General features: G+C 38.7%; 14 protein-coding genes. 2 read left to right on the top strand and 12 right to left on the bottom strand.

The genetic code is table 11. The features are described 5' to 3' along the window. Positions 1–2 precede the first annotated feature (2 nt). Both yhbH and QSJ81_RS07245 read left to right on the top strand, forming a co-directional pair. Complete coding sequence (gene yhbH, locus QSJ81_RS07250; protein WP_285716741.1) at positions 3–1181, top strand: sporulation protein YhbH; 1179 nt, start codon at positions 3–5, stop codon at positions 1179–1181. Further along, positions 1181–2479 (top strand): SpoVR family protein, encoded by a 1299-nt coding sequence (locus QSJ81_RS07245; protein WP_285716740.1) that lies wholly within the window; start codon positions 1181–1183, stop codon positions 2477–2479. The genes yhbH and QSJ81_RS07245 overlap by 1 nt, the downstream gene beginning before the upstream one ends. A 319-nt stretch (positions 2480–2798) precedes the next feature. On the opposite strand, the gene QSJ81_RS07240 is transcribed toward QSJ81_RS07245, so the two are convergent. The 12 genes from QSJ81_RS07240 to QSJ81_RS07185 form a co-directional block, all read right to left on the bottom strand. Then, a complete protein-coding gene (locus QSJ81_RS07240; RefSeq protein ID WP_038666477.1) occupies positions 2799–4184 on the bottom strand; it encodes a PhoH family protein in 1386 nt (461 codons plus the stop codon). Between the two features lie 192 nt (positions 4185–4376). Beyond that, the gene (locus QSJ81_RS07235; protein WP_285716739.1) at positions 4377–5456 is read right to left on the bottom strand and encodes a 6-phosphofructokinase; all 1080 of its coding nucleotides are present in this window, start codon (positions 5454–5456) and stop codon (positions 4377–4379) included. A gap of 224 nt (positions 5457–5680) precedes the next feature. Continuing rightward, complete coding sequence (locus tag QSJ81_RS07230) at positions 5681–6151, bottom strand: redoxin domain-containing protein (protein WP_285716738.1); 471 nt, start codon at positions 6149–6151, stop codon at positions 5681–5683. 243 nt (positions 6152–6394) lie between these two features. Next, complete coding sequence (madB, locus tag QSJ81_RS07225; RefSeq protein WP_285716737.1) at positions 6395–7600, bottom strand: Na+-transporting malonate decarboxylase, carboxybiotin decarboxylase subunit; 1206 nt, start codon at positions 7598–7600, stop codon at positions 6395–6397. A gap of 33 nt (positions 7601–7633) precedes the next feature. After that, positions 7634–7756, bottom strand: coding sequence for a hypothetical protein (locus QSJ81_RS07220; RefSeq protein ID WP_285716736.1), 123 nt, complete (start codon positions 7754–7756; stop codon positions 7634–7636). A gap of 59 nt (positions 7757–7815) precedes the next feature. After that, entirely contained in the window at positions 7816–9093 is a 1278-nt protein-coding gene (locus QSJ81_RS07215) for an ArsB/NhaD family transporter (RefSeq protein WP_285716735.1), read from the bottom strand. An 81-nt stretch (positions 9094–9174) separates the two neighbouring features. Next, positions 9175–10461, bottom strand: a complete 1287-nt coding sequence (locus QSJ81_RS07210; RefSeq protein ID WP_285716734.1) for an SLC13 family permease — start codon at positions 10459–10461, stop codon at positions 9175–9177. 103 nt (positions 10462–10564) lie between these two features. Further along, positions 10565–10840: a hypothetical protein gene (locus QSJ81_RS07205; RefSeq protein WP_285716733.1), complete on the bottom strand. Its 276-nt coding sequence runs from the start codon at positions 10838–10840 to the stop codon at positions 10565–10567. Positions 10841–11326: 486 nt separating this feature from the next. After that, on the bottom strand, positions 11327–12508 hold the full coding sequence (locus QSJ81_RS07200; RefSeq protein ID WP_285716732.1) for a methyl-accepting chemotaxis protein: 1182 nt from the start codon (positions 12506–12508) through the stop codon (positions 11327–11329). Positions 12509–12974: 466 nt separating this feature from the next. After that, positions 12975–13283 carry a hypothetical protein gene (locus QSJ81_RS07195; RefSeq protein WP_285716731.1) on the bottom strand — a complete coding sequence of 103 codons (309 nt, stop codon included), beginning with the start codon at positions 13281–13283 and terminating at the stop codon, positions 12975–12977. Between the two features lie 440 nt (positions 13284–13723). Beyond that, a complete protein-coding gene (locus QSJ81_RS07190; RefSeq protein ID WP_285716730.1) occupies positions 13724–13876 on the bottom strand; it encodes an HD domain-containing protein in 153 nt (50 codons plus the stop codon). A 423-nt stretch (positions 13877–14299) separates the two neighbouring features. Next, entirely contained in the window at positions 14300–14710 is a 411-nt protein-coding gene (locus QSJ81_RS07185; RefSeq protein ID WP_285716729.1) for a peptide deformylase, read from the bottom strand. Positions 14711–15568 lie beyond the last annotated feature (858 nt).

Below are 15568 nucleotides of genomic sequence, written 5' to 3'. Positions count from 1 at the left end.
TTGTGGCTATTTTTAAAGATAGGGATATGAGTCAGTCCGACCGTTCAGCGTGGGACCGGAAACGCCACCGGCAATTGGTGGAAGAGAGTATAAAAAAGAATTTGGGCGATATTATCGCCGAGGAAAGTATTATTGGGCAAAGTAAGGATAAAAAAATTAAAATCCCCATTAAGGGTATTAAAGAATATCAATTTATTTACGGGAAAAATACTGGCGGTACCGGTACAGGGACTGGCGGGGAACAAAAAGGTCAGGTGCTCGGTAAAGCCAACGGGCAGCAAGAAGCAGGACTGGGGCAACCAGGCAATGACCCTGGTGAGGATGTCTATGAGACGGAAGTTACAATCGAAGAACTTACAAATTATCTTTTCGAAGACTTACAGTTACCAGATATAGAGCGAAAAAAGTTCGCCCTGATCGAATCAGAATACAAGTTTAAGCGCTCAGGATTTCAACGCAAGGGCATCTCGCCACGCTTAAATAAAAAAAGATCAACCATCCAAAAAATTAAACGAACACAAATGACCAAACGAGACCCCGAGGACAGCGAGGCAGAGCCTATACCTGATCGCATACCTTTTCATGAGGATGACCTGCGATATAGCCGGATTAAAGAAGACGTTCGTAAACATTCGAATGCTATCATCATTTGTATTATGGACACATCAGGATCGATGGATCAAACTAAAAAGTATCTAGCCCGTAGCTTTTATTTTCTACTGTACCAGTTTGTTCGCTGGAAGTATGAACATGTTGAGGTTGCCTTTATAGCCCATACGACAGAAGCCCACGAAGTGAATGAAGATGACTTCTTCCACCGTGGCGAGACAGGCGGAACGTATATTAGCAGTGGATATACCAAAGCTCTAGAAATTATTGAACAACGATACAATCCAAGCATTTGGAACATTTATGCATTTCATTGCTCCGATGGTGATAACTGGAGTGAAGATAATAGTAAAGCTGTTGATTTGGTAAGGCAGCTATGTAATATCAGCAATCTATTTGGGTATTGCGAAATTAATACCAATAAGATGTATGCCAGCTCTATAAGCAAAGAATATGAGAAGCACCTCAGTCTAGATAATTTCGTTATAGTAACTATGAATAGTAAGGCAGACATTTGGCCAGCATTTAGGAAAATTCTAGATAAGGAATCTACTCCCGGAGGGAATAGCTGATGTCAGACTATAGCATAAACAAATTAGAAGATTGGAATGAAAAAATTGAGAAGTTGGTTATAGCTGCAGGACTCGACTGTTATGAGCAACACTTTGAAATTTGCAGTTATGAAGATATGCTGTGCTATGAGGCATATTTAGGTATCCCCTCCCATTATCCACACTGGAGCTTTGGTAAAGCCTACGATAGACAAAAAAGTCTTTATCAATATAACGTTGTTGGCTTACCTTACGAATTAGTGATTAATTCCGATCCTTGTATTGCCTATCTTATGAAAGATAACACATTGCTGACTCAAATTTTAACAATGGCCCATGTATACGGACATAATGATTTTTTTAAGAATAACCGTTTATTCAAGCGTGATACACGAGCTAATATAGAAGTTGATATGTTTAAAACCCATGCCAATCGCATACGAGAATACATACAAGACCCAAGTATTGGACCAGACAAGGTAGAACGAATTTTGAATGCTGCCCACGGACTTAAATTTCAAGTGAGCCGCAATGGGGAAGGAAAACAACCTGATAAAGTACAACGTAACTTAGAGGCAAATCAACCTATACCAGAAAGGCTGCAAGATGACTTATTAGCTTTTCTAGCCGAGAGGGGAAATTTGACTGAATGGGAACGTGATTTGATTAATATCGTTCGAAGAGAATCCATTTATTTTATTCCTCAAATAGAAACAAAAATTATGAATGAAGGATGGGCCAGCTATTGGCATTATCAGTTGATGAATCAGCTGGGCTTACCTCAGGGTCTCCACTTGGAATTCTTGAAACTTCATAATTTGGTAATCTGCCCTCACCAAGGTAGGATTAATCCCTATTTTGTAGGATTTAAAATCTTTGAATACTTGGATAAACAACCCGGCGGGCGGAAAAAAATTATGGACATACGGTCTGAGGATCGTGATCAGTCTTTTATACGCCGGCATTTGAACCAACAATTGTGTGAAGAGCTGCAATTATTCTCCTATGGTATTCAAGATGGCAATATTGTCGTTACAGAAGTATCTAATGAAGATGGTTGGAGAGCTGTGCGAGATAATCTGGCTAATTCTGTTGGTTTAGGTAGTATACCAGTAATACAGCCCTTATCAGTAGAAAATGGTACCTTAATTTTGGAGCATATCTACGATAATCGGGAATTAGAGTTAAAACACGCACAAGAAACTATCAAATATGTTGTTGATCTTTGGGGAGGAAAAGTAGATTTACGAACAAAGATAGATAATGATACTAGAATTATCAGTTGTAGTGAAGCTAAAATAGTGACTGTACATAGCTAAGCGTTTAGGTTAAGGAAAACGCTACGCGTCCTTTTAAAAGATAGACGTTTTGAAACACAAAGACACAAAGCCGCTTACGCGGACACGGAGAACACAGAGGGGTAGAATAAAAATGTCTCTGTGTTCTTTGTGCATCTTTGCGTTCTCTGTGTCTAACGTACTCTTTTGTGTGCTGCACCGCAGCATTGCGTCTTTGTGGTTCAATGGTTTTACCCCAAAAAACTTATACTTTCTGATTCCGCAAAAAAGGACTGTATGACAAATCAATGTCATACAGTCCTTTTTTGTACTTTTCCCCTATATTGATCTTATTTTTTTGTTATAACCTCATTGCAGCTTCAGCTGCTAAGGGAGATCGTTCACATTCTTCTGGTAACATCGTTACTTGAAAACATAATTTTGATCCCATCATTTTTTCACTAGCATAGCTTAAACCATTGGATTGGCTATCCAGTAAAGGATTATCAATTTGCGCTGGATCTCCAAGTAAAATTATTTTAGTACCGAGACCAGGACGAGTGAGTACGGCCTTGGATTGGCGGGGAGTGGCATTTTGCATCTCATCGAAGATGACCCAATATTTTTGTAGTGACCGACCTCGTTGATATGCTAATGCTTCTGTTTGAATGATACGTTTCTCAAAGAGCATGTTAACCGTATCTTCCGTTTGCAGCACGTCTCTATCTTCCATAGAAGAACTTCCTGACATTAATGTAAATAGATTATCTTTAATCGCTCGCATGTAGGGTTCGATTTTTTCAGCCTCTGTTCCAGGAAGGAAGCCTATTCCCTCGTCTAGCATTGAATTTGGACGACAGATAAGAATATGCTGATATTGTTTGGGGCGGCATTCCATATAGTTGTAAAGTCCTACTGCTAAGGAATAAAAAGTCTTAGCAGTTCCTGAAATTCCTTTTAGAATAACTAGAGGTGCTTCATCGGCACTCATCATGAGGCATTCTTGCATGAAAATTTGACCCACATTTTTAGGAACCACTCCAAATGGATTACGATTTTGATATTGTAAGTGAATTACTTTTTTGCCGTCAAATCTACCTAGCGCGGTATGGCGGTCATTATCTGTTGACTTTATTAGCAGAAATTGATTGGTAATAAAAGTGGCAGGAATTAATATACCTGCCTGATTATCGAAAATATATAGTTTATCAGGATCTATCCACCGATTATCATCTTCATGAAAAGCATTGATTACGTCACTAGAGGTATAAACAATTATACGACCAGTGTATTGCTCCTCAATGCTTGAAACTTTATCATTACGAAAATCCTCAGCCTGAATTTTCAGGATGGATGACTTGACACGCATATTGGTATCGCGGCTCACCAAAACAGCCTGCTGGCCGCTCTCGACCAGTCCCTTACAAACTTGTAGAATACGATTGTCGGCTTTATCCTTTTCCCAATAAATAGGCATATTCGTAGCTGTATGATTGGACTCTAGAATAAGAGTTCCACCATTATCATTTAAAGGTACTCCTTCTAACAGATTACCTTGGGTACGCATATTATCAATAATGCGGCTAACGTGGCGACTGTTAGCACCTCGTTCTGTTGATTCTCGCTTAAATCGATCTAATTCTTCAATAACAACTTCGGGAATTACCACTGTATGTTCATTAAAAGCATATAGAGCATTCGGTGAGTGCAGCAAAACATTAGTGTCTATGACATAATATTTTTTCAACAGAATCCCTCCCCTTTATTGAGCACATCTTCTCCTTCCAGTATAGGTTGTCCGAGGGACTGCTGCGTTAGGAATTCATTAAATTTATATTAATATTTAGTTTGTAGTTATATGACATACAAGGCATTTAAGCGATCTACGCAATTGATAAAACAAGCCATTTAGGAATAAGCGGTAAATTCCCTTTTTCCTTTAGTCACCAAAAGAAATTCCCAGAGATCGTCCAGTTGTAATCAGATCATGCGTAGTTGGAACTAAGTATGGAGTTCCAACTACATCAATTAAATTGACTGAGACAATTTCGTTATTTTGTAATGCCACCATTGTCTTGAATTTTTTATTAATGATTGCATTTACCGCAGCCTCACCGTATCGGGTAGCCAATACCCTATCATACGCAGTCGGACTACCACCACGTTGAAGATGGCCTAATACTGTAGATCTACATTCCACCGGCAGTAAATTTTCTAACTCGTGAGCAATTTTATCACTTATCCCACCTAATCGTATTGTTTCAGGGCAATTATTTACTATCCTAGCTACGGATAAATCGCCATTAATAGGTTTAGCTCCTTCGGCCACTACAATAATGCTGAACAAAGTTCCTTTCTGCTGTCGTAACTTAATTTTCTCTATAATCGAATCCCACTTAAAAGGAATCTCAGGAATTATAATGCAATCCGCTCCACCAGCTATACCACTATGAAGAGCAATCCACCCAGCATAGCGTCCCATTACTTCCAGGATCATTACCCTATGATGGGATTCAGCAGTTGTATGCAATCGATCTAACGCTTCTGTCGCGATGCTAACGGCTGTATCGAAGCCGAAGGTTCTCTCTGTTTTAGGTAAGTCATTATCAATTGACTTTGGAACACCAACTACGGGAAATCCTAATTCTGCAATTTTACTTGCAATCTTAAGTGTCCCATCACCACCAATTACAATTAAGGCTTCTATATCTCGTTGTTTAAGATTAAATAGAACTTGCCGTGACATATCCTTGTAAACAAGTTCGCCTTGATCGATACACTGATATTTAAAAGGATTATCTCTATTTGTAGTCCCTAATATTGTTCCTCCACGAGGTAATATACCAGAAACGCTTTCAGGACCAAGCACAGATAAGTCATCCTCAACTAAACCCTTAAACCCATTTTTCACCCCATAGACCTCTATCCCATTTGAATGTGCAGTCTTATAAACTGCCCTTATTACTGCATTTAATCCGGGGCAATCCCCACCACCAGTTAATACTGCAATTGTCTTCAAATTTAAAAACTCCTTTCATTATCGCTAACTGCTATTTCTTCTGGAAATTAGTTGCCATCTTTAAGCGAAACTTACTTTTATACATCTACATTTCCCATATAATACAAGAACTCCTGCCAAATTAAAACAAAATTTGGCAGGAGTTCTTGTATCATAAATGATACGAACCTGAGTATCATCTCTAACAGTATAATTGAAGTGACAGAAGGAACTAGCTGAAGTTATTATAAGGCTTGTGAATTGGCTAAAATGTTTAAGACTTCATTTATATCAGGCAACTGCTCCAGAGGATAAACCTTCACCCATGTGACTTTACCCTTTTCATCAATGAGAACATTGGCACGTTGAGAATATCCATCTATATCAAGAAAAAGACCATAATCTTGGGCGACCTTTCCGTGTGGCCAGAAGTCCGCAGGGAGGCTGACATTCCTAATATTAAGCTCATTTGCCCAAGCTTTTTTACACGGCGAGGAGTCAACACTAAACCCTAGGGGAATGGTGTTGGCCTCTTTGAATTTTTCAAAATTAGCTTCCAGTGCCTTCATTTGTTTAGTACAAACGGGTGTCCAAGCAAGGGGATGCCAAGAGAGTAGCACCTTTTTTCCTCTGTAGTCTGATAGGCATATGTCCTTTTCATTATTATCTTTTACAACAAAGTCTGGTGCCAAATCCCCTACTGCAATAAGTTTCATGCCGAATCTCCTTTTTTTTAGTTTACCAATATTATTTCCAAAAGTAACTATTTTATTAGAGATCAGCAAGAAACCTTATCCCAAGCAACCCCCTGTCTACTTTCATTAAAATAATTTCACAGCCTGAAGCCTTATTTTAAAAAAATCCTTTAAGCTGCCTTCGCCGTTAAAAGATGATAGGATTTCTAAGTACCATCTGTTGACGGCAAATCTATTTTACATCCAAATAAAAAACTGGCTAGGCTACTTAACAAGATTAACCGTAGAAATGAATACTCCTGTCGCGATAGCAGTTACTATAACCCCGCTAATGTTTGCTCCGAGTGCTAGTGGAAGAATCATGGCTGCCGGATTGGCCTCTTTGGCGGCATACTGGGCTAATTTCGCCGTCGAAGGCACGCAGGAGACACCCGCAATACCAATCACTGGATTGTAATTTTTACTAAACCAATATACCAACCAACCACCGATTAAACCACCAATGCCAGAGAGTAACAATGCAAGGCAGCCAAGAAGTACAAGAATTCCCACTTCTGGATTCATAATGGTTTTTGCATCACAAAGAATCCCGAGCAATAAACCTAAAAAAAGTGTAGAACCATAGAGAATTGTACTATCAAGCAATTGTTGAAATGCTTCGATTTCAGCCTCTCTGATAGCAACTCCAAGGAAGAAACACATGATAAGCGGAGCGGCTACTGGCAGCAAGAGGCATAATACAAAACACATTATGACGGTAAACATAAATCTTTGCTTTTGGGGAATATCTACATGTTTGACTTGAACCGCTAAACCACGGTATTTTTCCGGTACTAAGAGCTTAATCAGATAGGGATATCCAGCATAGGTTAGACTTAGATACAAATAGGCTATAATTGAAATAGGAACAAATAATTTTGGTGCTAACATGAGTGACGTGAATAGCACCATTGGACCGTCTGCACCGCCAATGATGCCAACTGCCGCCGCGTCTCCGATAGGCAAACCTAGCTTATATCCGATAACAAGGGTAGCAAAGGAACCGAACTCTGCAAATATGGCAACCGTAATGCTAGCCCAAGGCCGTCCCAAAACAAAACCAATATCACTCATCGCACCAATTCCAAAAAAGACGAGACAGGCGATGAGTCCATTACTAAAGGTAAGATTATAAATCGGCTGAAGAAAATTTACCTGCATAATATTTACGAGCGCTGCAGGATCTGATACCAAAGGATCAAGAAAGATATTTCCAATACCGCCGCCTTGCATAAATAAGACCCCTGAATTTATAGAAATCATGCCGATCCCCATGGGGACCATGATCAGCGGTTCGAGGGTGCGCTTAAAACCAAGATAAGCAAGAACGAAACCAAAGGCTATTAAAAAAATTCTAGCCAGTATGATTCCAGTGTCCTGAACAAAAAACGAGAAAATGCCGGGAAATAGATTGTGTAATACCTCAACCATGCCATTTCATCTCCTATTTTTACTACTGTAAACTTATTTGCCAGTTTCTTGAAGCCTATTTAGAAATTTATTGACCAACAAAATGATTCCAACTGTAAAAAGTGCGATAATTGCTGTTAGACCATAGGAAAAGAAAAAGTAAGTATAAATATCCATCTGCAATTCCTCCTTTCTAACGCAGTTTCTCTGTTTAAACATACCTTCCCTCTTGAATCCTAACGCAAATATATCATGTAAATATAAATGTTACAGATAACAATGGATACCAGCATTAATGGAAAAGCAACTTTAAAGTAGTATCCAAAACTTATGGGTCTTCCATGGGCGGCGGCGATGCTTGCAACAACAACATTAGCCGAAGCCCCAATAATAGTACCATTACCACCAAGACAAGCTCCCAACGATAAAGTCCACCACATAGAAGTAACATCAACATTGCCAATTTGCGCAACCGCTTTTATCAAAGGTATCATCGTTGCCACAAAGGGAATATTATCAATAAAAGCGGAGGCAATGGCCGATAACCACAAAATCAAAAAATTCATTGCCACCATATCACCGCCGGTTAAACTTAACCCCCACTCGGCAACTAACTTGATAATTCCCGTGATATCCAAACTTCCGACAAGAATGAACAGACCAATAAAGAAGAATATAGTCGACCATTCCACTTCGCGGCAGACTTCTTCCGGCTCCATACCACTAACAAGGAGCAGTATAGCGGCTCCAGCCATCGCTATCGTAGCGGATTCAAAGCCCAGAGAGCCGTGAGCGACAAACCCAATCATTGTCAACATTAAAACAAACAATGATTTACGCAATAACGCCGGGTTTGATAAAAATTCATATTCGTTCAATGTCATTACCGACGCCTGTTTTTCAGGGGAAACAACTAAGTCCTTCCTGTAAATCAAATATAATAGCCAGCATGTAACTATGCTACTAATCATTACTGGCAAGGTCAGGTTTAACGCAAAATCATTAAAGGTTAATCCTGTCGCCCCACCAATCATAATGTTAGGAGGATCGCCAATTAACGTAGCCGTTCCCCCTAGATTGGAAGCAAGGATTTCGGCAATTAAGAAGGGAATAGGGTTGATTTCAAGAATAGCGGCAATGGGAAAAGTAATGCTCGTCAAAAGTAGTACTGTAGTCACATTATCAAGAAAAGCCGAAGCGATAGCGGTGAATGCGAAAAATACAATCATAATTTGTGCTGGTTGGCCATCTACAGCTTTTGCCGATTTAACAGCTAAAAACTGAAAAATACCAGTTTGTCGCGTAATCGCCACAATAATCATCATCGCAATGAGCAGACCTAAGGTATTGAAGTCGATAGCTTTAACTGCTTCCTCTTGAGATACTACCTTTAACAAAATGATCCCCACCGCTCCTAAAAGCGCAATCTTTGTCCTATGTATTTTTTCGGAAATGATAATCCCATATACACACAAAAACACGGACAAGGCAAGATATGCATTTGTAGATAACATTCTTTTTCCTCTCCGATCTATAGAAATAAACAATTTTCACTTTGGAAAGACCGGCCGTTTACAGCCGGCCTTTATTCTTCACTATTTACCGGGAAAGAATGGCCAAACCATTGGAATGATAATAATTGATACAATAAAACAGACAAATACTAAACCAGTCCCAGCCTTCACGTAGTCCATAAACTTATATTGACCAGGGCCGAGTACTAGCGTATTCGGCGGCGTTCCAACCGGTGTGGCAAAGGCACAGGAAGCAGCAATGGCGATCGCCATTAGTACGGCTTGGGGACTAGCGCCAATTCCTTTGGCGATGGAAATGCCGATGGGCGCCAATAGCGCTGTGCAGGCAGTATTAGACATAAACTGAGTCAGACCGCCGGAAAGTATAAATAGAATGGCAGTGACAAACATAGGGCTAGGCTGATCACCTAATACACTAATAACTACATCAGCAATTAATTTACCAGCGCCGCTCTTTTCCATAGCAGTCGCGATAGGCATCATTCCAGCAAATAGAAAGATAGTAACCCAGTCAATACCGGAATAGGCTTCCTTTTCTGTCAGGCACTTGGCAAGCACGCAGATGATCGCACCAATCACTGCCGCGATCTCTAGGGGGAATTGCTTAAGATCAAGAGCCATAACGATAACAACGCCAACCAAAGTAATGGCAGTAATCCATTGCTTTTTAGAGTCGTGGGAAGTAGCTGTTGCTTCTTGTTTTGCTTCTTCGTCAATCTCAATTTTGGTGGATAACTGAACCTTTGGTAACAGGTGTTTACCAATAAACATCATATATAAGATACCTACTACAGTCAGAGGAATACCAATCCAGGCAAACTCAAAAAAACCAAAGGGCTCGTAGCCAGCTGCTTTCAATGCGCCAGCAGCAATAATATTAGGCGGAGTACCGACAAGGGTGATCATGCCGCCTAAACCAGCCCCGAAAGCAAGGGGCATCATCTGGCGAGAAGCAGGTATCTTTGCCACGACACAAATACCGAGAATAACCGGCATTAGAGCGGCAGTCGTGCCCGTATTAGAGGACACCGATGAAATTGCAGCCGCAATAAACATCGTCCCAAACATTAGTCCATTTTCACTAGTACCTACTTTTCTAACGACATATTCCCCCATCTTCTGAGCCAACCCAGTATGGAACATGGAAGCGCCAATAACAAACATACCAGCAAACAAAACTACGGTAGAGTTGGATAAACCGGAAAATACCATATTCATGGGAATAACGCCCAGTACTCCCAAGGCGATAGCTCCGCCCATGGCTGCAACAGCTAGCGGTATGACTTCTGTCACAAAAAACAGTGAGACAACTGCTAGAACCAATAGGGTTATAATTGCAGGTGACATTTTCTTTCCTCCTCTCCATTTTTTTAAAGCATCGAGAAATGAACCCTGATATAATTAAACATAAGAATTTGTCTTTATCCCCCCTTATTTCCTATGCTGACTTTTATGTCCGAAAAATAATTCCGTAGCCAGCTAGGCCAATAATACTATACATAAGTATCGTAATAATTAGCCCTTGCCAAGTACAGGGATAACCGAAATAGCAACTTTCCCCCAGCATTCCTCGCCGGTTAAAAAAGCTTGTCTGCTGGCGTTGCTTAAACCATTTACCTTTGTTTTGACTACCGATTAGCAATGCTGTCACATAAATAATGGCTATACCCAGGGAAAAGGCAACGATTACTTTGATTGTAAAAATTCCTTCTATATCTTGTATCATAATCACCCCTTTACTGCACCAGAACTTCTTTTGGTATAACATGCGCCAATTCTATTGCAGGATAAGCTTCATCAATATAACTTATGGGAGTAATGGGTAAGATATTCTAACTATTCTTTACCAGCATAGATTGAATTCCAAAAAATCATCACTATCGCCCCATCGTGTATTATATTAAATATGTCTTATCGCGTTTTACTGAAGATGTTTTGTGAGCAACTCAAAAGGCTCAACTTGCATTTAATAAGTTGAGCCTTCCTTCTATAAATAAATAGCAGGTTACATCCTATCTTGGTTGTAGCCTGCTATTTTTTAACATCTTTTATTTTGCGGTTTAACCCAATACGGTACTAGCGACATTATCTGCGTATGGGTGATAAAGGCTAAGGTAATCACGTGTAAATGTACAATTATAACAGTTATACCCGGCCTCTGTCTTGTTCCAATAATTACGTACCCTGACGCAGCGTAATGATTATCGCTGCGTTAGTCTGCTGTATTCAGCTTTACAATGGAATCCAACAACTTATCCGTCATATTGCTGATATTCCCTAATGCGTTAAAAATCTTCAAGACAGATTGATTACCAGACTTAGCATTCTCCGTTACCTCAAGAAAAATGCTCTGATTACTATTAAGCTCGTTAGACACAGCATCTAAAGAAGGGGCAATCTGCGCTACTACTTCCTGAATTTCAGTGATAACTTTACGGATTGTCTCCGTTGAATTTTGGCTTTCAGCGGCTAATTTACCTACCTCTCTAGCAACAACTGCGAACCCGCGCCCAACTTCCCCCACCCTTGCAGCCTCTATCGTCGCATTTAATGCTAACAGATTGGTTTGCGAGGAGATGTGTTTTATAGAGTCAACGATATTACCGACATTCTGAGTTGATTTCTCCAGTTGCATAGAAAGATCTTGGACACTTTTTATTTTGCCAACCCCTTGAGCCATCTGGTTGCTTAGGGTGGTGAATGCTTGGATTTCATCTTTGATGGTTTTTGCCATTGTATCTGTTATTGAGGTGATCTCTTGGATTTGCGAAGCTAGCTTGTTAGAGTTATCAGATACGTTCGATGCTAATTGACGCTGGTTAAGCAAAGTTAGTGATCTCATCAATTCACAAGCAGAACTTACATTGGTGACTCGCTTACAAGCTATAACCCTTGCTCCAGGACGAATATGCTGTTTATATTGAGTCATCAATACCCCCTTTGAGCCAACAATCGCGTCAACACCAACAATGAGCTCTGCCTTTTCTAGCTCACTTACCATCTCTTCAGAGGTTATTTCATCATAGGCGATGATCTCAAATACAATGTGATCAATGGTCATATCTAGACAATATTGTATTAGTGTCTTTGCGTAGCTCATACTATTATTAAATATAGTAACTCGTTGGCCTTTAGGCAACTTAGCCAAATCAATGAAAAATCGATTTTCAGGGACCATCTGGATTCCAACTATCTTTCCCTGAGGAACAAATTTAGCTACCTCATCCTTTCTCGAAGAGATGCAGACGAACAGGTCAGCTTGTTGATGATCCGGCAAGCCACTTAGGGTATATGCTTTGCCTTCTATCGATGGTCCTAATACAGTTTGCACTGCAGTTAGGATTTCTTGTGCGACTAATTGATCACCTGCAGTAGTAATAACTTTAGTACTCATTCAGTTTCCCCCTATAACGTCTACTAATATGATTATTAAAATGAATTTTTTTTACATCAGGATAATTTTACTAATTATATCATGAAAATGCTGCATCAATAACATAAAACGACAATATAGCCTTATTTCCTAGCCTATTAGTCCTGCCACTACTCTCGATCGTCGACTCTGAAGCTACCATAGATTTGGCCCGTACTCGGTAAAAAGAGACAACCATCGCCCCGCGGCACCTATCATCAGCTCTTCAAAGAATTAAGAAAACTCTTATCAGAATCTACAAAATCTGACAAGAGTTTTCTTAATTCTTCGCCGTTATAAATGATACGGATCTGCGTATCATTTATAACAGCGAAATTTATAATATGATTATGATCCAAGGAACTGCCACCTGACTCACAGTAGGTTTGGAGTTTTCACACATTCTGCCGTTCCCCTGCATTTCTATTTCATAGTAAACTTATCCAATTCATGAAGGAATTACAGCTATAACATAATCCACGTTAATTGCCACATCTCTTGTGAGAGCAGCAATAGTAAGAGGGAACCCAGGTGGTAATATTGCTGCAACAACATCCACAACCAAAAATTCCTCTACTTCTGTAAAGCCTACAGATGACGTATCATCTGAGTTACTATTACTACTATTACTACTATCACTGCTACTATTACTATAACGATGATAGTCTCTCTCTATGTTTCCAGTTAAAACCAATGGTATGCCACCGCCGACATTGACTAGAATAGTCGAGAGTCCAGCACAACCTTTAGTTATCATGTACTTCACTCCTTTTTATTTTTCTACAGGTAAACTACTATATACTATTCGTCCTTTACGGTTAATGTGATGTGTAACAAGGTTTTTTAATGGGAATTTTATGGGGTTGATGTATTAAATAGAAGCGCTACATAGATTGATACAGCAGTTGTTATTCTAATATTTTTTGTTGGGTATTATTTCTCAAAATTCGGAGTAGATATTTGAACACAAAAAAATACCAGCGTCGCTATCCTTTGCCATATAATACAAGAACTCTTGTCAAATTTCCACAAAATTTGACAAGAGTTCTTTCGCAATTATAAATGATACGGTTCTGCGTATCATACCTAACGGTGAAATTTATTTTGCGTAAAATAAGTCAATTAAACCAACAAGTCAATCCTGACCCTAATGATTTTCAACTCAACGGAACATTCCCCTTAATTTTCTTACTGAATTTAACGCTTCATTTCCCTCAAAATAATTTCTATCCGTTTTTTTCCGGTTATAATACGGCCATAATCATGTACTGAGCAAGCGATAGCAGCCAATTCAGAATCAACGCCGCGTTCCAAAGCAATCATTCGCCCGACTGTCGCACAACTTATCATATGTATTCTTTCCCAATTTAATGAGATATCTCTTTCTTGATTGGCATTTTTGAATTCTGCAACATTCTTTCCTGTATTTGAAAAACTCGATTCATTAAATCATCTCCTTACTACCTATACTTTAGGGGACAATGGGGACAGGTTGTTTTGTCCCACCAAAACTCTTCCGGGGCAAAATAACCTGTCCCCTTGTCCCTGCACATAAAGCATGCCACCGTCCCCTGTCTCTTCTAGAGGCGATAAAGAATTTTGCAATGAGCTTCTTTAGTTTCTAACGGTTGCATAATATGTCCCATCAAACTACAAAATCCCTGCATGAAGAGGATGCCAAAGAGACGGGGTTATCAACACAAAATCCATTTCAAAGAATGTCACCTACTCCGTCCCCTCGACACTATGGAAAGTACTGTTTTAATTATTTAATTAGATTAATATACCTTCAAAATGATCCATTTCATGTTGAATTATTTGTGCTGTAAATCCAGTAAACACTTGCTTTTGCTTCTTAAAATTTCTATCAAGATACTCCACCTCTATCATTTCATATCTCTTTGTTTTTCTAAAGCCAATTAAAGATAAACAACTCTCTTCTGTTTCATAAAGCTTTTCTTTCTTTAATATAACTGGATTTACCATAGGCGCAATAAGGTTGCCTACAGTAAATACCAATATACGCTTTTTTACTCCAATCATATTACCAGCCAATCCAACACAATGCTCTAAGTTTGCTCTTAACGTATCTATTAAATCATCAATTACTACTATATCATTTTTAGTTGCCTCTTCTGATTTTTGTCCTAAAAACAATATATCTTTTACAATTGGTTTTATCATAATTTATACCTCTTTTTCAGTTATATTTTTACAAAAAATAAGATATGATTTAAAAATATATCCTTTTACTCCTATTTATAACACAAGAAATTTCTTTATAAATATAGAATCTCACTTATTTAAATACATCCTTTATATAATAAATATATCATAAGCCAATGATTCTTTTAATATGATTGTCTTATTTTTTAATATTTAATTATGTTCTATTTATTTTGGTTGTCCATGTATACGGTTCTCAGTAATGGCTATAACGTAAATTATATAAAAAAAGGGGAAGTAAATATACTCCCCCTTAGGACAAGACGAGGTGATGGTTCTTTTGTCTTTCTTTCTAATTTAGACAGAAGAACCGTCACCTTGTCTCTTTATCTCTATTCCTTTGGCATTGCAAGGATAACCCCGCAGCACTAATATAAAAAATCATCCAATGTCCTGAAAAACCTCTTACTACATAGCTCTGATATAGTTCATATTCTTGTTCTGAAATCACTCTAACAATTTTCCCATGATCGCTAATAACATAATTACCTGAAATAATGTTAGGGCTTCCATCTTTCATTAAAATCATAAAACATACGAAATTTATAAAGACGTAATAACAAAATATTTTACATAGAATCTTCATCCATTTTGGTATACTGTTATCAAACAAATTGGGTATAGAGCTTTTATTTCGCCCATTATTCAATCGATTTCGCGCTAGTAATGCTGGTATAAATACAACAAATATACCGATGTGGAGCAACCAAATAGGCGGAAATTTTTTCTGAGGATTAATACCAGCATATGTAGATAAATGCACGATAAGGCTTAAGGCAAATCCGATTAATGCCAAAAAATAAATTAATTGAAAAT

The organism is Pelosinus sp. IPA-1 (genome assembly GCF_030269905.1).
Taxonomy (GTDB): Bacteria; Bacillota; Negativicutes; order DSM-13327; family DSM-13327; genus Pelosinus.
The sequence above is the reverse complement of the archived record's forward strand: the minus strand, read 5'-3'. Positions and strand labels throughout refer to the sequence as shown.